The following is a 17,833-nucleotide window of genomic DNA, read 5'->3' on the forward strand; positions in this document are numbered from 1 at the left end:
GCTGCTCATGGGGCTGGTCCGACACCACCAACGGGCGGAGCCGAAAAAGAAACAGGGGCGATAATTATCGCCCCTGGGTGAACCGGCTTAACGCCGTTATGCCGCTTCGGTATGCTGTTGGCGCTTAGACGGCGCCGCCGGCTTTTCCGGCTTGCTGGCCGCCAGCGCATCCGGCGCGAAGTCATCGACGTTGATGGAGCGCAGGCGGCTTTCCTCGGCTTTCACCAGGATCTGCGCTTCGTCGGCGCTGATCTTGCCTTCTTCCAGCGCGCGTTCGGCCAGGCGATCCAGGCGGGTGAACGGCAGGTTTTTGCCGGCCGCTTTGCACAGGCGTTCGTGGATTGGCTCGGCGGCGATCACGTCCGCCAGCGCGGCTTCCAGCAGGCCGACCGGGTTATGCTCGCTCGGCGTCAGGTACTGGCCGCGGCCCAGGCGGCTGCGGGTGGCGGAAGGCACCTGCAGGATTTTAGCCAGCTGGTGGTCCAGACGATCGGACGGCGCGGTGTGCACGCGGCCGAACGGGAACACCACCAGACGCATGGCCCCGGCGATAAAGCGGTTCGGGAAGTTGCGCAGCAGGTCATCCAGCGCCTGTTCAGCCTTGTGCAGGCTGTCCTGTACGCTCCAGTGCACCAGCGGCAGGTCTTCCTTCTGGCGGCCTTCGTCGTCAAAGCGTTTCAGCGCCGCCGAAGCCAGGTACATCTGGCTGAGGATGTCCCCCAGGCGGGCGGAGATGCGCTCGCGGCGCTTCAGGCTGCCGCCCAGCACGCCCATGGAAACGTCCGACAGCAGCGCCAGGTTGGCGCTCAGGCGGTTCAGCTGCTGGTAATAGCGGCGGGTCGCGTCCTTGGTCGGCGTGGCGCTGGTGCGGCCGTTGGTCAGGCCCAGCCAGAAGCTGCGCACCTTGTTGCTGCCGACGTGGCCCAGGTGGCCGAACAGCAGCTTGTCGAAGGCGTTCAGATCGTTGCTTTGCGCCGCCGCCATTTCATCCAGTACGTACGGATGGCAGCGGATGGCGCCCTGGCCGAAGATCATCATGGTGCGGGTCAGGATGTTGGCGCCTTCCACCGTGATGGCGATCGGCGCACCCTGATAGGCGCGGGCCAGGAAGTTGGATTCGCCCAGCATGATGCCTTTGCCGCCGGCGATGTCCATCGCGTCGACAATCGACTGCTGGCCCCTGTGGGTGCAGTGGTATTTAACGATGGCCGACAGCACCGCCGGTTTCTCGCCCTGCACCAGGGCATAGGTGATCAGCGAAGCGGCGGCGTCCATCACGTAGGTGTTGCCGGCGATGCGCGCCAGCGGCTCTTCGATGCCTTCCATCTTGCCGATGGAAATCTTGAACTGACGGCGAATGTGCGCGTAGGCGCCGGTCGCCAGCGCGATAGACTTCAGGCTGCCGGTAGAGTTGGACGGCAGGGTGATGCCGCGGCCGACCGACAGACATTCAACCAGCATGCGCCAGCCCTGGCCGGCCATTTTCGGGCCGCCGATGATGTAGTCGATCGGCACGAACACGTCGGTGCCGCGGGTCGGGCCGTTCTGGAACGGCACGTTCAGCGGGAAGTGGCGGTTGCCGATTTCCACCCCCGGCGTGCCGGTCGGGATCAGCGCACAGGTGATGCCCGGCGACGCGTTGTCGCTCAGCAGGTGGTTGGGGTCGTACAGCTTGAAGGCCAGGCCCAGTACGGTGGCGACCGGCGCCAGCGTGATGTAGCGTTTGTTCCAGGTCAGGCGCATGCCCAGTACCTGCTGGCCCTGCCACTCGCCCATGCACACGGTGCCGACGTCCGGAATGGCGCCGGCATCCGAGCCCGCTTCCGGGCTGGTCAGGGCGAAGCAGGGGATTTCGTCGCCGCGCGCCAGGCCCGGCAGGTAGTGATCTTTCTGTTCATCGGTGCCGTAGTGCTGCAGCAGTTCGCCCGGGCCGAGGGAGTTCGGCACGCCGACGGTGATCGCCAGGATGCCGGAAACGCCGGCCAGCTTTTGCAGCACGCGCGCCTGAGCATAAGGAGAGAACTCCAGGCCACCGTACTCTTTCTTGATGATCATCGCGAAGAAGCGGTGCTCTTTCAGGTACGCCCACAGCTCCGGCGGCAGATCGGCCAGTTCATGGGTAATCTGGAAGTCGTTGGCCATGCGGCAGGCTTCTTCCACCGGGCCATCGATAAACGCCTGCTCTTCCGCCGTCAGCTGCGGTTTCGGGTAGTTGTGCAGCTTGTTCCAGTCCGGCGCGCCGCGGAACAGATCGCCTTCCCACCAGGTGGTGCCGGCGTCGATCGCCTCTTTCTCGGTGGTGGACATCGGCGGCATTACCTTGCGGAAAGCGCGCAGCGCCGGCGCAGACAGCAGGGAGCGGCGCAGCGAGGTGAGGTTCAGCGGCAGCAGGACAATCGCCAGCGGCAGCAACAGCCAGAAGCTCCACAGGCCGATGGCGCCCATGGCGGCGGTGTAGGCCACCAGGATCAGGCTGCTGAGGGTAAGGTTCACTCGGTGGTAAAACACCACGCCAATGAGTGCCAGTAAAACGACAATACTAAGAACCATCATAAGAAGCTCCGAAGTAGTAAGAGGTCTGACCTGTTGTGTATATGTAATAGGTTTTAGTACAAGCCCAGATTTTTATCAATGCATTTACAGTTTAATTACAACTCAGGTCACAAACCGACAGCACCAATCATCAAAAACCTCACCGGCCCCTCAACCGCGGCGCTGTTTGGTGGACAGTGCTTCTCGGTTTTTCCTCGATCCGGTACACTGCGGAGCGGAAGATTGACGATAACAAGAGGTTCCTCATGTACCACGACCTTATTCGCAGTGAACTGAACGAAGCGGCCGATACCCTGGCGAAATTTATCAGCGACGACGCCAACATCGATGCCATTCAACGCGCCGCCGTCCTGCTGGCGGACTCCTTTAAAGCCGGCGGGAAGGTGATCTCCTGCGGCAACGGCGGTTCCCATTGCGACGCGATGCACTTCGCCGAAGAGCTGACCGGCCGCTACCGCGAAAACCGCCCGGGCTACCCGGCAATCGCGATTTCCGACGTTAGCCACCTGTCCTGCGTCAGCAACGACTTCGGTTACGACTACGTGTTTTCACGCTATGTGGAAGCGGTCGGCCGTGAAGGCGACGTGTTGCTGGGCATTTCCACTTCCGGCAACTCGGGCAACATCATCAAGGCGATTGAAGCCGCGCGCGCCAAAGGGATGAAGGTGATCACCCTGACCGGCAAAGACGGCGGCAAGATGGCGGGTTCCGCCGACGTGGAAATCCGCGTGCCGCACTTCGGCTACGCCGACCGCATTCAGGAAATCCACATCAAAGCGATTCACATCTTGATTCAACTGATCGAAAAAGAGATGGTTAAGGCTTAATGGCCTCCGGGGGGCCGCGGCCCCTCATTAATTAGAGTCCGGGCGCCTTATGCCGCGTCCGTACAGATAGACGGTGTCAGTGTGGTTAAGGAGTGCTGGCGATGTGTGAACTGCTCGGGATGAGCGCAAACGTACCCACCGATATTTGCTTCAGCTTTACCGGGCTGGTACAGCGCGGCGGCCGCACCGGGCCGCATAAGGATGGCTGGGGCATTACCTTCTATGAAGGGAACGGCTGCCGCACGTTCAAGGATCCGCAGCCGAGCTACAACTCGCCGATTGCCCGCCTGGTGCAGGACTACCCGATAAAATCCTGCGCGGTGGTGTCCCATATTCGCCAGGCCAACCGCGGCGAAGTGGCGCTGGAGAACACCCACCCCTTTACCCGCGAGCTGTGGGGCCGCAACTGGACCTACGCGCACAACGGCCAGCTCAAGGGCTATCGCCGGCTGGAAACCGGCACTTTCCGCCCGGTCGGCCAGACCGACAGCGAATACGCCTTCTGCTGGCTGCTGCATCAGCTGGCGCTGAAATACCCGCGCACCCCCAGCCATTGGCCGGCGGTATTCCGCTATATCGGGCTGCTGGCGGATCAGCTGCGCAAGAAAGGGGTATTTAATATGCTGTTGTCGGACGGGCGCTTCGTGATGGCCTACTGCTCCACCAACCTGTATTGGATCACCCGCCGCGCGCCGTTCGGCAAGGCCACGCTGCTCGATCAGGACGTTGAGATTGATTTTCAGCGGCAGACCACGCCTAACGATGTGGTCACGGTGATCGCCACCCAGCCGCTGACCGCCAACGAAACCTGGCACAAAATCGAGCCAGGCGAGTTCGCGTTATTTCACTTCGGTGAGCGGCTTGTTCTGGGCGAAGGGATTGGTGTTGGGCGTCGGGCTGGCTGACGCGTACTGCGTCATCTGGCCGCTGCTCATCAGCGGTTGCCCCAGCACATACTGGCCGTTAGCCACGCCCACCATCGGCGGCTGATGGTTTTTGGCGAAGTAGTCATAGCCCGGCTTCAGCTGGCGCCAGAAGGCGATATAGCTCGATGAGCCGTGGCGCTTCAGGTTCTGCTCGGTCATGCGGAACGGATAAATGCTGATGTCGACGCGGCTTTGGCCATAAGCGAATGCGGCTTCAACGTAGCGGTAAATCTCGTCCATATAGGTGTTGGTCATGGCGTAACAACCAATCGATTTACATTCCCCGTGGATCATCAGATAGGCGCCGGAATAACCCTGCGACCGGTCATAATCATTTGGGAAACCGATATTGATCGCCCGATAATACTTGCTGTCGGGTTTCAGATGGCGTGCGTCGACGCTATAAAAGCCTTCAGGACTTTTAAAGTCGCCTTCACGGCGTTTTGGGCCCAGGCCGCCGGAGAAATTACAGATGGGGAACGCGTTGACCAGACGGAATTCGTTGCCCATTTTGGCATACAATTCCAACCTGCGTTCCTCTTTGAAGATCTGAATATAGACCGGCGAACCCAATAATTGCTGTTTAACTACCGGCGTCTCGGGTACCTGCTCGCTGGCGCTGCAGGCCGTGATCATCGGCATGGAAACAAGCATCGCAAACAACAGCGCGATTTTGCTCATTATTATTCCTGCTTATATTTATGTGCTGGCTTAATGAATGCAGGCCAACGTGCCACTGATTATTGTTTTACTGCTGCAAAACACCGTCAGATTACCAGCGTGTTTATTTTTAGCAATATGCGATATGTATAAAAAAACGACAAACCTCGATAAAAGTGAATCGACGGGCAGATTTTAACGATAGGTAGCGGAAAACCGGCAAAATTTAATTGCGTTTGCTTGACCCAAGTCACTGCGCGGCGCAGAACAATGTTGCGAAAAATGTTAATATTCCGGCTTCGATTTAACGCGCCGTGATGATTGAAGCCGCAGGGATGGTTCAATAAACCCCGGCTGTTCTAATGGCTATTTTACCGCTGGTCGTTAACAACGTTGGCAACGGAGCGGGGAGAGGATCAAGGGAATGCGCGTTACCCCATGTTGTCGGCGCGAGAGAGTTCACGTTGGGCGTACTGTCAGCGCGCTCAACCCTGAGGCAGTCCGCATCGCCTCATCATCCTGGCATCGTCAGCACCTGCCTCTGGGGCCGGTGAGACGTGTAAAACCATAAAACATCGTATAAATCCTATGATTAAAATCAGAAAAGGGTTAGATCTGCCAATCGCCGGCGCACCGGTTCAGGCGATCCACGACGGCCCAAACATTCAGCATGTCGCCCTGCTTGGGGAAGAGTATGTCGGAATGCGCCCCTCCATGCTGGTGCAGGAAGGCGATACCGTTAAGAAAGGCCAGGCGCTGTTCGAAGATAAAAAGAACCCCGGGGTTTTCTTCACGGCTCCCGCCAGCGGCCGCATCCTCGCCATTAACCGCGGCGAACGCCGGGTGCTGCAGTCGGTGGTGATTGCGCTGGAAAACGGCGGCGACGAGCAAGTGGCGTTCGCGCATTATCCGGTCGGCGAATTGGCGGTGCTGCCGCGTGAACAGGTGGAGAGCGAACTGATCGCCAGCGGCCTGTGGACCGCGCTGCGCACCCGGCCATTCAGCAAAACGCCGCGCCCCGGCAGCACGCCGCGCGCCATTTTCGTCACCGCCATGGACACCCAGCCGCTGGCCGCCGATCCGCAGGTGATCATCGCCGAACGGCAGGCGGCGTTTAACGCCGGGCTGGCGGTGCTGGCGCGCCTGACCGACGGCAAGGTGCACGTCTGCCACGCCGCCGGCGCCAAGCTGGGCCAATCGTCCGGCGGCCAGATAACCTACAACGAATTCGCCGGCCCGCACCCCGCCGGGCTGGTGGGCACGCACATTCACTTCCTCGAACCGGTCAGCCTGAAGAAAACCGTCTGGCATATCGGTTATCAGGACGCGATCGCCATCGGCACCCTGTTCACCACCGGCAATCTCGACACCCGTCGGGTGGTGGCGTTGGCCGGGCCGCAGGTGGCGCAGCCGGCGTTGCTGCGCACCCGTTTGGGCGCCAGCCTCGATGAGCTGACCGCCGGGCGGCTGAAGGCCGGCGAAAACCGGGTGATCTCCGGCTCGGTGCTGAACGGCGTGCAGGCCAGCGGGCCAAACGCCTGGCTTGGCCGCTTCCATTCGCAGGTCTCGGTGCTGGAAGAGGGGCGCGAGAAAGAGCTGTTCGGCTGGATCGCGCCTTCGCCGAACAAATTCTCCATTACCCGCACCACGCTGGGCCACTTCCTGAAGCGCAAGCTGTTCGCCTTTTCGACCACCACCCACGGCGGCGAGCGGGCGATGGTGCCGATCGGCAACTACGAGCGGGTGATGCCGCTGGATATCCTGCCGACCCTGCTGCTGCGCGATCTGCTGGCGGGCGACAGCGACAGCGCCCAGGCGTTGGGCTGTCTGGAGCTGGACGAGGAAGATCTGGCGCTGTGCACCTTCGTTTGCCCCGGCAAGTATGAGTACGCGCCGGTGCTGCGCGACGTGCTGACCAAGATTGAGCAGGAAGGATAACCGATGGGCCTGAAGAATTTTTTTGAGAAGATTGAGCATCACTTCACGCCGGGCGGCAAGCTGGAAAAGTGGTACCCGCTGTACGAAGCGACCACCACGGTGTTCTACACCCCCGGCACGGTGACGCGCGGCGCTTCGCACGTGCGCGACGCCATCGACCTGAAACGCATGATGATCCTGGTGTGGCTGGCGGTATTCCCGGCGATGTTCTGGGGCATGTACAACGTCGGCCAGCAGGCGATCCCGGCGCTGCATCACCTGTACGGCGGCGATCAGCTGCAGCAGGCATTGGCGGGCGACTGGCACTATCGCCTGGCGCAGTGGCTGGGCGCCTCGCTGGCGGCGGACGCCGGCTGGATCAGCAAAATGGTGCTCGGCGCCTGCTACTTCCTGCCTATCTACGCGGTGGTGTTTATCGTCGGCGGCTTCTGGGAGGTGCTGTTCGCGGTTATCCGCAAGCATGAGATCAACGAAGGCTTCTTCGTCACCTCGATCCTGTTCGCGCTGATCGTACCGCCGACCCTGCCGCTGTGGCAGGCCGCGCTGGGCATCACCTTCGGCGTGGTGGTGGCCAAGGAGATCTTCGGCGGCACCGGGCGCAACTTCCTCAACCCGGCGCTGGCCGGCCGCGCCTTCCTGTTCTTCGCCTACCCGGCGCAGATCTCCGGCGATCTGGTGTGGACCGCCGCCGACGGCTTCTCCGGCGCGACGCCGTTGGCGCAGTGGAGCGCGGGCGGGGCGCACAGCCTGAGCAACGTCGCCACCGGGCAGTCGATCGGCTGGATGGACGCCTTCCTCGGCAACATTCCCGGCTCGGTAGGTGAAGTCTCCACGCTGATGATCCTGATCGGCGGGGCGATTATCCTGTTCGGCCGCGTGGCTTCCTGGCGCATCGTCGCCGGCGTGATGCTCGGCATGGTGGCCTCGGCCATGTTGTTCAACGCCATCGGCTCCGCCACCAACCCGATGTTCGCCATGCCGTGGTACTGGCACCTGGTGTTGGGCGGCTTCGCCTTCGGCATGATCTTTATGGCGACCGACCCGGTTTCCGCCTCGTTCACCAATAAGGGGAAATGGTGGTACGGCATTCTGATCGGCGTGATGTGCGTGCTGATCCGAGTGGTCAACCCGGCCTACCCGGAAGGCATGATGCTGGCGATCCTGTTCGCCAACCTGTTCGCGCCGCTGTTCGATTACCTGGTGGTGCAGGCCAACATCAAGCGGAGAAAAGCCCGTGGCGAATGAATCTAAAAACGACGGCATCGGCAAAACATTGCTGGTGGTGCTGCTGCTGTGTCTGGTGTGTTCGGTGGTGGTGGCGGGTTCCGCCGTCGGCCTGAAGTCCAAACAGCAGGAGCAGAAGCTGCTCGACAAGCAGCGCAATATCCTCGACGTGGCCGGCCTGCTGCAGCCGAAAATGGAAGGCGAGCAGGTGAAGAGCCTGTTCAGCCAGCGCATCGAACCGCGCCTGCTGGATTTGAACAGCGGCGAGTTTGTGGCCGGCAAGGCGGCGGCGTTCGATCTGGCGGCCGCGCTGCGCGACGACGGCAAGAGCGCGGCGCTGGCGGCGAGCGACGATCCGGCCGGCATCAAGCGTCGCAGCAACCAGGCGGAAATCTATCTGGTGCGCGACGAAGGCGGTGCGGTGAGCAAGATCGTACTGCCGGTTTACGGCACCGGCCTGTGGTCGATGATGTACGCCTTCGTGGCGTTGGACAGCGACGGCAATACGGTAAAAGGCATCACCTATTACGACCAGGGTGAGACCCCGGGGCTGGGCGGTGAGGTCGAGAACCCCGGCTGGCGCCAGCAGTGGGTCGGCAAAAAGCTGTTCGACGCCGATGGGCAACCGGCGATCCGCGTAGTGAAAGGCGGGGCGCGCCCGGGGGATGAGCATGGGGTGGACGGGCTGTCCGGCGCCACGCTGACCTCCAACGGCGTGCAGCATACTTTTGATTTCTGGTTGGGCGAGCACGGCTTTGGCCCGTTCCTGAAAAAAGTTCGTGAAGGAGCGCTGAAAAATGGCTGATTCCCAAGAAATTAAGCGGGTCCTGCTGGGGCCGCTGTTCGACAACAACCCGATCGCGCTGCAGGTGTTGGGCGTCTGTTCGGCGCTGGCGGTGACCACCAAGCTGGAAACGGCGGTGGTGATGACCATCGCGGTGACGCTGGTGACGGCGTTCTCCAGCTTCTTCATCTCGCTGATCCGCCACCACATTCCGAACAGCGTGCGCATCATCGTGCAGATGGCGATCATCGCCTCGTTGGTGATCGTGGTGGACCAGGTGCTGCGCGCCTACGCGTTCGAGATTTCCAAGCAGCTGTCGGTGTTCGTCGGCCTGATCATCACCAACTGCATCGTGATGGGGCGCGCCGAGGCTTACGCCATGAAGTCGCCGCCGATCGAAAGCTTTATGGACGGCATCGGCAACGGGCTGGGCTATGGCGTGATCCTGGTGCTGGTGGGTTTCCTGCGCGAGCTGATCGGCTCCGGCAAGCTGTTCGGCATTCCGGTGCTGGAGACGGTGCAGAACGGCGGCTGGTATCAGCCGAACGGCCTGTTCCTGCTGGCGCCGAGCGCGTTCTTTATCATCGGCCTGCTGATCTGGGTGCTGCGCACCCTGAAGCCCGCACAGATCGAAAAGGAGTAATGGCGGATGGAACACTATATCAGCCTGTTTGTGCGCGCGGTGTTCGTTGAGAACATGGCGCTGGCGTTCTTCCTCGGCATGTGCACCTTCCTGGCGGTGTCGAAGAAGGTGTCGACCGCCTTTGGCCTGGGCGTGGCGGTCACCCTGGTGCTCGGCATCTCGGTGCCGGTCAACAACCTGGTCTACAACCTGGTGCTGCGCGACGGCGCGCTGGTGGAAGGCGTCGATCTGAGCTTCCTCAACTTCATCACCTTCATCGGCGTGATTGCGGCGCTGGTGCAGATCCTGGAGATGATCCTCGATCGCTTCTTCCCGTCGCTGTACAACGCGCTCGGCATCTTCCTGCCGCTGATCACCGTGAACTGCGCCATCTTCGGCGGCGTGTCCTTTATGGTGCAGCGCGACTACAACTTCGCCGAATCGGTGGTGTACGGCTTCGGCTCCGGCACCGGCTGGATGCTGGCGATTGTCGCCATGGCGGGGATCCGCGAAAAACTCAAGTATGCCAATGTCCCCGCAGGGTTGCGCGGCCTGGGCATTACCTTTATCACCACCGGGCTGATGGCGCTGGGCTTTATGTCCTTCTCCGGTGTTCAGTTGTAAAGGCGGGAAGAATTTATGGAAATCATTTTAGGCGTGGCCATGTTTACCGGCATCGTGATGGTGCTGGTATTGCTGATTTTATTCGCCAAATCGAAGCTGGTGAACACCGGCGACATCGCGGTGGAAATCAACGGCGATCTGGATAAAAGCTTCAGCGCGCCGGCGGGCGACAAGCTGCTCAACATGCTCTCCAGCCAGGGGATCTTCGTGTCCTCGGCCTGCGGCGGCGGCGGCTCCTGCGGCCAGTGCCGGGTAGTGATCAAAGAGGGCGGCGGCGACATCCTGCCGACCGAGCTTTCGCACATCAACAAGCGCGAAGCGAAAGAGGGCTGCCGCCTGGCCTGCCAGGTGAACGTGAAGCAGAACCTGAAAATCGAGCTGCCGGAAGAGATCTTCGGCGTGAAGAAGTGGGAGTGCGAGGTTATCTCCAACGATAACAAAGCCACCTTTATCAAAGAGCTGAAGCTGAAAATCCCCGACGGCGAAGACGTGCCGTTCCGCGCCGGCGGGTTTATCCAGATCGAAGCGCCGGCCCACGACGTCCGCTACGCCGACTTCGAGGTGCCGCAGGAGTACCGCGGCGACTGGGACAGGTTCAACCTGTTCCGCTACCGCTCGACGGTTGCCGACACCACGGTGCGCGCCTACTCGATGGCCAACTACCCGGACGAAAAGGGCATCATCATGCTCAACGTGCGCATCGCCACGCCGCCGCCGAACAATCCGGACGTGCCGCCGGGCATCATGTCTTCGTACATCTGGTCGCTGAAGGCCGGCGACAAGGTGACCATCTCCGGGCCGTTCGGCGAGTTCTTCGCCAAGGACACCGATGCCGAAATGATCTTCATCGGCGGCGGCGCGGGCATGGCGCCGATGCGTTCGCACATCTTCGATCAGCTGAAGCGCCTGAACTCGAAGCGCAAGATCACCTTCTGGTACGGCGCGCGTTCGCTGCGTGAAATGTTCTACGAGGATGACTTCAACCAGCTGCAGGCGGAGAATGAAAACTTCACCTGGCACGTGGCGCTGTCCGATCCGCAGCCCGAGGATAACTGGACCGGTTACACCGGCTTTATCCATAATGTTCTGCTGGAGAACTATCTGCGCAACCATCCGGCGCCTGAGGACTGCGAGTTCTATATGTGCGGGCCGCCGATGATGAACGCCGCGGTGATCAAGATGCTGAAAGATCTGGGCGTCGAGGACGAAAACATCATGCTGGATGACTTTGGTGGCTAAATGCGCGCATTGGCGATGAAAGCTTGGCTGACCACGGTGGCGCTGGGCGCCACCCTGCTGCTGACCGGCTGCGGGCCGGAGCAGGTGAACCTGGAAGGCAAAACCATGGGCACCGCGTATTCGATCCGCTACGTGACCGGCGACGGCACGCCGCCGGCGCGGGAGATGCAGGCGGAGATCGACAAGCGGCTGGAGCAGGTGAACGATCGGATGTCCACCTACCGGCCGGATTCCGAGCTGAGCCGCTTCAACGCCAGCCGCGCGGTGGATAAGCCTTTCCCGGTTTCGCCGGCCACCGCCGAGGTGGTGCTGGAGGCGCTGCGCATCAATCGGGTGACCGACGGCGCGCTGGACGTGACCGTCGGGCCGCTGGTCAACCTGTGGGGCTTCGGCCCGGAAGGGCGGCCGGACAAAGTGCCGAGCGGCGCCGAACTGGAGCGGCGCCGCGCCTGGACCGGCGCGGATAAGCTGGCGGTGCAGGGCAATGCGCTGGTGAAGCGCATTCCCGAGCTGTATGTCGATCTCTCGTCGATCGCCAAAGGCTACGGCGTGGACGTGATTGCCGGCTATCTGCAGTCGCGGCAGGTCACAAACTACATGGTGGATATCGGCGGCGAGGTGCGCACCCGCGGGCATAGCGGCGAGCGAAAACCCTGGCGCATCGCCATCGAGCGGCCGACCGCCGGCGCGCGGCAACAGGCGCAATTGGTGATCCAGCCGGGCGAAATGTCGATCGCCACTTCGGGGGATTACCGCAATTACTTCGAGCAGGACGGCGTGCGCTACTCGCACACTATCGATCCGATCAGCGGCCGGCCGATCCATCATCGGCTGGTGTCGATCACCGTGCTCAGCCCAACCTGCATGACCGCCGACGGCCTGTCCACCGGGCTGAACGTGCTGGGGCCGGAGCGCGGCATGGCATTGGCCAACCTGCTGGGGATCCCGGTATTCATGATTGTGAAAACCGCCGACGGCTTTGAAGAGCGCTATTCCGACGCCTTCAAGCCTTATCTGAAAAAGAGTTCGTGAGGCCGCTATGCTGACGGTATTTGTCGCCACCTTCGTGTTGTTTCTGCTGATTATCGGCGGCATGTCGCTGGGCTACGTGTTTAAACGCAAGAGCCTGCAGGGCAGCTGCGGCGGCATCACCGCGCTGGGGATGGACAAGGTATGCGACTGCCCGGAACCCTGCGACGCGCGCAAGAAGCGCGAAGCCAAAGAGGCGCTGCGGCGAGAGCAACTGGACAAGCACCGCATTCTGTAGCGAAAACCCGGCCGAGGTCGGGTTTTTTATTGGGCCTTGCCGAAAGGCACATGAAAATCTGGCTGGGTACGATTAACAATGGCGTGAATTTTCAGGGCGTGACGGATAAAAATATAATCGGCAAATACGAGCGCACGCTTTCTCAGTTTCTTAAGCAGAGGTAACAGGATGAACCGCATTATTTTCTCAGGAACTCTGACTTTGTTGCTTTCCGGCTGCATGCACATAAACGATCCTAGGCCCAGGAACTACACGGCCGACGTCACTGCCTTTGATAATCAAGTCTGTGTGCGGGTTCAACCTGAAGGCGATGAGCGGCTATCAGGCATTATTATCGAGGAACTCGGCAACGCCAACGCTATCTTTGGCAAGAATTTCATTGATAACGAGATGCCCGCGGTAACATCGGATAAATGCATTCCTGATTTTAACTATAAATTCGAAGACGGGAAGTCTTACGGGGTATCGGTGACGCTGTTGTCGCGGGAGAAACGAAGTAAAGGCATTGAACCTGCCGCCCGGCTATTCGGGGCTGGGTTTAGTGTGCGCAATGAAAATGGCATCATCCAGGTGGTTCCTGCTCACTAACGGACGTTGAAAGCCAGGCAGGCATAAGGATGATTTGTCGAACCGCCTTATGCCGTTAGCCGGTGGTTTATTTCGCCTTGCGGAAGCTTTTCGCCTCGGCCGGCGAGTTGACCATCACCCCATCTGCCCCCAGCGCCAGCGCCTGCTGGTACTCCTGCGGCGAATTGACGCCGAACAGAATGATATGCGCCGGGCCTTGCGAACGGAAGCAGTCCATCGATTCCTTATCCCATGTCAGAAACGCCCTGGAGCGCCCCTCGCCCAGGGTGTATTTCTCCACAACCTCCACTTCGCGCTTCAGCTCCAGCCCGTACCAACGCGGCTGCGGGGCGCCCGGCTTAACGTCGCACTGGTGCGCCATAGTGATATTGGCCAGCAGGCTGCGGGTATGGTCGCGGCTCTCGAAGCGTTTGATCTGCGGCGGCAGCGCCTGCAGGTAGCGGGCGTCGGTGGAGTAGACGCGGGTGCGGTTCAGGCTGTCGGTCTCCTGCAGCGTCGCCAGCAGCGCTTTGCCGAACCGCGCCGGATCGGCGTCCGGCGATTTGATGTCCAGATAGAAGGTGACGCGCGGGAAGGCCTTCAGTACCTCGTCCAGCCGCGGGATGCCGATGCCCTGGCCGCGGAACGGATGAGCCTCGCCTTTGGCGAACGACCAGCCGGCGTCGGCCTTGGCCAGCTGCTCGGCGCTGTAGGCGGAGACCGGCCCCCGTTGGTTGGTCAACGCCTGCAGATCCGATGGGCGGTACAGCACGATGGCGCCGTCTTTGGACTGCTGCAGGGTGATCCAGACGGCGTCGGCGCCGTTTTTCAGCGCGGTTTCAATGGCGATGCGGGTATTTTCCGGCGCATCGGCGGTGCCGCCGCGGTGGGCGACAATCGCCGGCGCATGGCCGGCGTCGGCGCCTGCGGCCAGCGCGCAGAGCGACAGCGCGGAGGCCAACAGCAAACGGGAAAACCTGATCATGCGGGATACCTTTATGAGGAAGCGAATGGCGAAGCTGCGGAAATCATACTATTGAAAAATTAAGCTTTTTTAACAACGCGAAAATATCTGGCGAAAACGCCGTTTTCCCCGAGCCAACCGAGCCTTGAGCTTTCAATAACTGACTGTATACTTATACAGTATTGTTGGAGGGTGCGATGCGTAAAATCATTCATGTCGATATGGACTGCTTCTTCGCCGCGGTGGAAATGCGCGACGATCCCAGCCTGCGCGATATTCCGTTGGCGATTGGCGGCAGCGCCGATCGGCGCGGGGTGATCAGCACCGCCAACTACCCGGCGCGCCGCTACGGCGTGCACAGCGCGATGTCGACGGCGATGGCGCTCAAACTGTGCCCGCATCTCACCCTGCTGCCGGGCCGCATGGCGGCCTACAAGGAAGCCTCGCTGCATATCCGCGAGATCTTCGCCCGCTACACCCCGCTGATCGAGCCGCTGTCGTTGGACGAAGCCTATCTGGACGTTACCGACAGCCCCCAGTGCAACGGATCGGCAACCTTGATCGCCCAGGAAATTCGCCAGGCGATCGCCGATGAACTGAACCTCACCGCCTCGGCCGGCATCGCGCCAATCAAATTCCTCGCCAAGATCGCCTCCGAGCTGAACAAGCCGAACGGGCAGTATGTGATCACGCCGGCGCAGGTGCCGGCGTTTTTGCAGCAGCTGCGGCTGAGCAAGATCCCCGGCGTCGGCAAGGTGACCGCCAAGCGGCTGGAAGAGGTGGGGTTAACCACCTGCGCCGACGTGCAGCAGTACGATCTGGCGCTGTTGCTCAAGCGCTTCGGCAAGTTTGGCCGGGTGCTGTGGGAGCGCTGCCAGGGCATTGACCTGCGCGAGGTTTCCTCGGAGCGGCTGCGTAAGTCGGTAGGGGTGGAGCGCACGCTGGCGGAAGACATCCACGACTGGGAAGACTGCGAGGCGCTGATTGTCGATAAGCTCTACCCCGAACTGGAGCTGCGGCTGCGCAAGGTGAAGCCGGATCTGCATATCGCCCGCCAGGGGGTGAAGCTGAAGTTTCAGGATTTTCAGCAAACCACCCAGGAGCACGTATTCCCGGTGCTGAATCGGCAGGATCTGCTGGAGGTGGCGCGGCAGGCGTGGCGCGAGCGGCGGGAAGGGCGCGGCGTGCGGCTGGTGGGGCTGCACGTGACGCTGCTGGATCCGCAGCTGGAGCGGCAGCTGCTGCTGCCGTGGGAATGAAAAAGGCCGGCGAAAGCCGGCCTGATGCGGTTAAACGCGGCGGTCAGGCGCGTTCAGGGATCGCTTTCAGCAGTGCGGTCAGCAGCTTCCAGTACAGGCCGACGCTTTCGATATGCACCTGCTCATCCGGCGAGTGCGGGCCGGTGATGGTTGGGCCGATCGACACCATGTCCATGTTCGGGTACGGCTTCTTGAACAGCCCGCATTCCAGGCCGGCGTGGATCACCATGATGTTCGGCGTCTTGTCGAACAGGTCCTGGTAAAGCTCGCGCACCAGCTTCATGACCGGCGAGGCCGCGTCCGGCTGCCAGCCCGGGTAGCCGCCCTTCGGCGCCACCTTGGCGCCGGCCAGCTGGCCCAGCGCGGTCAGCATCTCGACCACGTAGTCTTTGCCGCTGTCGATCAGCGAACGGATCAGGCAGATGATTTCCGCTTCGTTCTCGCTGGTGGTGACCACGCCGACGTTCAGCGAGGTCTCCACCACGCCTTTCACCGCGTCGCTCATGCGGATCACGCCGTTCGGCGTGCCGTTCAGCAGCGCCAGGAAACGCTGCTGGCTGTCGGCGGTCAGCGCCTGCGCGCTGCTGTCGGACGGCTCCAGCAATACGGTGATGTTCTTCTCTTTGGCGGCGAGCTCGTTCTGCAGGGTCGCCAGGTATTCCTGGCCCAGCGCTTTCAGCGCGTCGGCCTGATCGGCCGGCACGGCGACGATCGCCGAAGCCTCACGCGGGATGGCGTTGCGCAGGGTGCCGCCGTTCAGATCCAGCACGCGCAGTTTCAGTGCGTTGGCATGGGCGAACAGGAAGCGCGCCAACAGCTTGTTGGCGTTGCCCAGGCCGACGTGGATTTCCGCGCCGGAGTGGCCGCCCTTCAGGCCTTTCAGGGTCAGCTTCAGGGTTTGGTAACCGGCCGGCACCGCTTCGCGCTGCAGCGGCAGGGTGGTGATGAAGTCAATACCGCCGGCGCAACCCATGTAGATTTCGCCTTCCTCTTCGGAATCGGTGTTGATCAGAATGTCCGCCTGCAGCCAGTTGGGTTGCAGGCCGAACGCGCCGTCCATGCCGGCTTCTTCGGTCATGGTCAGCAGCACTTCCAGCGGGCCGTGCTCGACGCTGTCGTCGGCCAGCACCGCCAGCGCGGACGCCATGCCGATGCCGTTGTCGGCGCCCAGGGTAGTGCCGCGCGCCTTGATCCACTCGCCGGCGACGTACGGCTGGATCGGATCCTTGGTGAAGTCGTGCAGGGTGTCGTTATTCTTCTGCGGCACCATGTCCAGGTGCGCCTGCAGGGCGACCGGCTTGCGGTTTTCCATGCCTTTGGTGGCGGGCTTGCGCAGCAGGATGTTGCCGACCTGGTCGCGCTCGGCGTGCAGGTTTTTCTCTTTCGCCCAGTCGAGGATGTGCTGCGCCAGCGCTTCTTCATGATAAGAAGGGTGCGGAATAGAGCAGATCTTGGCAAAAATATCCCACAGCGGCTGTGGCGAAAGTTGAGACAATTCAGACACTATAAGTCTCCTGTAACGGCATGTCCGGCGGGGCGGCAATACCGTGCGGTTAGGGTAAGTGGGCATCTGTGCGCGGCGGCACGATCCCCAGAGAATATCACTTTATTTCAGCGGGTGCGCGCACCCTATTGTGCGGTTTAAGCGCTTGATCACACGGCTTTGCCGCGAACTTGTTCACTTTGCCAGCATCAATCACCAGTATCCGCGCCAGAGGAAATACTTATGATTTCCTCGGTACAACTGGTATTCGGCGCGGCCAGTCTCTATAATCTCGCGCAACCTTTTTTCCCCTGACTACTGAGTAAGCCACATCACTGCTGGCTGGGACACCATTCTATGAGCGAAAAATACGTTGTTACCTGGGACATGTTGCAAATGCAAGCGCGCAAGCTGGCGCATCGCCTGCTGCCTGCTGACCAATGGACGGGCATTATTGCCGTTAGCCGCGGCGGCCTGGTGCCGGCGGCCCTGCTGGCGCGCGAACTGGGCATCCGCCACGTGGATACCGTCTGCATTTCCAGCTATGACCATGACAACCAACGCGAAATGAAGGTGCTCAAGCGCGCCGAAGGCGACGGTGAAGGCTTCATCGTGGTGGACGACCTGGTGGATACCGGCGGCACCGCGAAAGCGATCCGCGAGATGTACCCGAGAGCCCACTTCGTCACCATCTTCGCCAAGCCGGCGGGCCGCCCGCTGGTGGACGACTACGTGGTCGACATCCCGCAGGACACCTGGATCGAACAGCCGTGGGATATGGCGGTGACCTTCGTGCCGCCGATCGGCGGCCGTTAATCCCGGCTCGCTCCCGTAAAACGCCCGGTTATGCCGGGCGTTTTCGTTATTTTGGTTTCTTGAGACAGAGTTAGGTACAC

17 protein-coding genes are annotated in these 17,833 nt (G+C 61.3%); 13 read left to right on the forward strand and 4 right to left on the reverse strand.

All coding sequences use genetic code 11. The annotated features are described in order from the left end of the window. Window positions 1-96: 96 nt before the first annotated feature. Window positions 97-2,553: an acyl-CoA dehydrogenase FadE gene (gene fadE, locus CKW09_RS04875; protein WP_061796107.1), complete on the reverse strand. Its 2,457-nt coding sequence runs from the start codon at window positions 2,551-2,553 to the stop codon at window positions 97-99. 245 nt (window positions 2,554-2,798) lie between these two features. Here fadE and lpcA point away from each other — a divergent pair, with 245 nt between their 5' ends. Both lpcA and CKW09_RS04885 read left to right on the forward strand, forming a co-directional pair. Further along, entirely contained in the window at window positions 2,799-3,380 is a 582-nt protein-coding gene (gene lpcA / locus CKW09_RS04880; RefSeq protein WP_015671083.1) for a D-sedoheptulose 7-phosphate isomerase, read from the forward strand. A gap of 101 nt (window positions 3,381-3,481) precedes the next feature. Continuing rightward, window positions 3,482-4,285: a class II glutamine amidotransferase gene (locus tag CKW09_RS04885; RefSeq protein ID WP_061796109.1), complete on the forward strand. Its 804-nt coding sequence runs from the start codon at window positions 3,482-3,484 to the stop codon at window positions 4,283-4,285. Here CKW09_RS04885 and dpaA read toward each other — a convergent pair. Next, window positions 4,220-4,987, reverse strand: a complete 768-nt coding sequence (dpaA, locus tag CKW09_RS04890) for a peptidoglycan meso-diaminopimelic acid protein amidase (protein ID WP_061796112.1) — start codon at window positions 4,985-4,987, stop codon at window positions 4,220-4,222. The genes CKW09_RS04885 and dpaA overlap by 66 nt on opposite strands. 567 nt (window positions 4,988-5,554) lie before the next feature. Between dpaA and CKW09_RS04895 the strand changes: the two genes are divergently transcribed. The 9 genes from CKW09_RS04895 to CKW09_RS04940 all read left to right on the forward strand — a co-directional run bounded on the left by CKW09_RS04895 (window position 5,555) and on the right by CKW09_RS04940 (window position 13,252). Next, the gene (locus CKW09_RS04895; RefSeq protein ID WP_061796114.1) at window positions 5,555-6,904 is read left to right on the forward strand and encodes a Na(+)-translocating NADH-quinone reductase subunit A; all 1,350 of its coding nucleotides are present in this window, start codon (window positions 5,555-5,557) and stop codon (window positions 6,902-6,904) included. A gap of 3 nt (window positions 6,905-6,907) precedes the next feature. Then, a complete protein-coding gene (locus tag CKW09_RS04900) occupies window positions 6,908-8,149 on the forward strand; it encodes an NADH:ubiquinone reductase (Na(+)-transporting) subunit B (RefSeq protein WP_061796115.1) in 1,242 nt (413 codons plus the stop codon). Further along, entirely contained in the window at window positions 8,139-8,933 is a 795-nt protein-coding gene (locus tag CKW09_RS04905) for a Na(+)-translocating NADH-quinone reductase subunit C (protein WP_061796116.1), read from the forward strand. Before CKW09_RS04900 ends, CKW09_RS04905 begins: the two co-directional genes overlap by 11 nt. Continuing rightward, complete coding sequence (locus CKW09_RS04910; protein ID WP_061796117.1) at window positions 8,926-9,555, forward strand: NADH:ubiquinone reductase (Na(+)-transporting) subunit D; 630 nt, start codon at window positions 8,926-8,928, stop codon at window positions 9,553-9,555. The genes CKW09_RS04905 and CKW09_RS04910 overlap by 8 nt, the downstream gene beginning before the upstream one ends. 6 nt (window positions 9,556-9,561) lie before the next feature. Continuing rightward, a complete protein-coding gene (gene nqrE / locus CKW09_RS04915; protein WP_061796119.1) occupies window positions 9,562-10,158 on the forward strand; it encodes an NADH:ubiquinone reductase (Na(+)-transporting) subunit E in 597 nt (198 codons plus the stop codon). 15 nt (window positions 10,159-10,173) lie between these two features. After that, entirely contained in the window at window positions 10,174-11,397 is a 1,224-nt protein-coding gene (gene nqrF, locus CKW09_RS04920) for an NADH:ubiquinone reductase (Na(+)-transporting) subunit F (protein ID WP_095095897.1), read from the forward strand. Then, entirely contained in the window at window positions 11,398-12,429 is a 1,032-nt protein-coding gene (locus tag CKW09_RS04925; protein WP_095095899.1) for an FAD:protein FMN transferase, read from the forward strand. A 7-nt stretch (window positions 12,430-12,436) separates the two neighbouring features. Continuing rightward, window positions 12,437-12,664, forward strand: a complete 228-nt coding sequence (gene nqrM / locus CKW09_RS04930; protein ID WP_061796123.1) for a (Na+)-NQR maturation NqrM — start codon at window positions 12,437-12,439, stop codon at window positions 12,662-12,664. A gap of 168 nt (window positions 12,665-12,832) precedes the next feature. Beyond that, on the forward strand, window positions 12,833-13,252 hold the full coding sequence (locus tag CKW09_RS04940; protein ID WP_061796124.1) for a putative T6SS immunity periplasmic lipoprotein: 420 nt from the start codon (window positions 12,833-12,835) through the stop codon (window positions 13,250-13,252). Window positions 13,253-13,319: 67 nt separating this feature from the next. On the opposite strand, the gene CKW09_RS04945 is transcribed toward CKW09_RS04940, so the two are convergent. After that, a complete protein-coding gene (locus CKW09_RS04945) occupies window positions 13,320-14,216 on the reverse strand; it encodes a glycerophosphodiester phosphodiesterase family protein (RefSeq protein WP_095095908.1) in 897 nt (298 codons plus the stop codon). Between the two features lie 176 nt (window positions 14,217-14,392). On the opposite strand from CKW09_RS04945, the gene dinB reads away from it, so the two are divergent. Continuing rightward, on the forward strand, window positions 14,393-15,454 hold the full coding sequence (gene dinB, locus CKW09_RS04950) for a DNA polymerase IV (protein ID WP_061796127.1): 1,062 nt from the start codon (window positions 14,393-14,395) through the stop codon (window positions 15,452-15,454). Window positions 15,455-15,497: 43 nt separating this feature from the next. On the opposite strand, the gene pepD is transcribed toward dinB, so the two are convergent. Further along, on the reverse strand, window positions 15,498-16,958 hold the full coding sequence (pepD, locus tag CKW09_RS04955; protein ID WP_095095911.1) for a beta-Ala-His dipeptidase: 1,461 nt from the start codon (window positions 16,956-16,958) through the stop codon (window positions 15,498-15,500). Window positions 16,959-17,294: 336 nt separating this feature from the next. Between pepD and gpt the strand changes: the two genes are divergently transcribed. After that, entirely contained in the window at window positions 17,295-17,753 is a 459-nt protein-coding gene (gene gpt, locus CKW09_RS04960) for a xanthine phosphoribosyltransferase (protein WP_061796129.1), read from the forward strand. Window positions 17,754-17,833: the final 80 nt, after the last annotated feature.

The organism is Serratia ficaria (assembly GCF_900187015.1).
GTDB classification, from domain to species: Bacteria; Pseudomonadota; Gammaproteobacteria; order Enterobacterales; family Enterobacteriaceae; genus Serratia; species Serratia ficaria.